The 1210-nt window shown below is 33.2% G+C and carries 2 protein-coding genes; both read right to left on the bottom strand.

What is annotated here, in order from left to right:
* A partial coding sequence (locus AB3I00_RS14520; RefSeq protein WP_368025601.1) for a hypothetical protein occupies positions 1–183 on the bottom strand: 183 nt, incomplete at its 3' end.
* Between the two features lie 4 nt (positions 184–187).
* Positions 188–1210: ATPase, T2SS/T4P/T4SS family (locus AB3I00_RS14525; protein ID WP_368025602.1), on the bottom strand; the 1023-nt coding region annotated here is incomplete at its 5' end.

Consider the following 1210-nt stretch of genomic DNA (forward strand, 5'->3'; position numbering starts at 1 on the left):
TACGCATAACAACCGAACAATTCCATCACTTTTTTTATAACGTGGTCTTTTTCCATAGACAGAACGATATGCTGACTGCTCCTTGAAAGTGGAACATTTCCCCTTTTTATGATCTTTTTCCCATTGCTTCTTTTGTTTTTCCTTTTCACGCATTGCAATTTTACGAATTCTATCTTCATTCATCTTTTTACAATCCTTCCAATAAATTTGCTTTGAATAATTTCACTTCACTTTCATTCCCATATTCTACCAAGCGATCTACAATTTCTTTAGGAATCTCTCCAAAGGTCGGTACTAAAATTCCATCTTTTAAACATTTTTGTGAAAAAATAGTAACAAAATTTCCTGTTTCACGGAAACCAACGATTTTTTGAATATATCGAATTTTCTTTCCTTCGATTACTCTTACTTTCATTTGAATCCCAATATGAACATATTGTTTAATTAATTGTAAGTAACGATCCTCTTTTACCGTTGTTTCTTCCAACACCATATTCAAAATCCGATCAGGAATTGCTTCAGCTTCCGTTGCATGAATAGTTGTTATTCCGCAATGGTCACTCAAAATCGCTTGTAACCATTCATACGCTTCAGTCGCGCGCCGTATTTCCGTCACCATTACCCATTTCGGATTATTGCGCAAACTTGCTTTAATTAATTCATCTACCCCTTTTTTTGCATTACTATGCCAACAAATCACGTCTTTTTCTGGAAACAATTCTTTTGCGTGTGCTTCTGGCGTATCTTCCACTAATACAATCCGCTCATCAAAAGAAATATACGACATTAATAATTGCTGTAATACTGTTTTCCCTGCACCAGTTTCACCAGCAATCACAATATTACAATGACTTTTCACTAATGATACTAACAGCAATAAAACTTCTATCGGCGCTAAACTAGAAAAATTATCTTCGCTCAATACTAATTCGTTTCTAGAAATTCGTATACTTAAACTAGCATTTCCTTCATTCAAAGATTTATGAACTGCATTAATACGTAATCTCTTCAATTGCATATCCAAAATCGGCTCTTTATCATTAAATTCTTTTTTTGCAATATTTGCCAAACGACTAATTAAATTACTTATATAATCTCCAGTTACTTCCTCTTCATATCGCCATTTCCGATCATTTGTTTCTAAAATCAATTCCGTCCCATTATAAGAAATATCTGTTATTGTAGGATCTTTTAGCACATTCTCAATAAT

Source organism: Enterococcus sp. C76, assembly GCF_040886985.1.
Lineage (GTDB): Bacteria > Bacillota > Bacilli > Lactobacillales > Enterococcaceae > Enterococcus_B > Enterococcus_B lactis.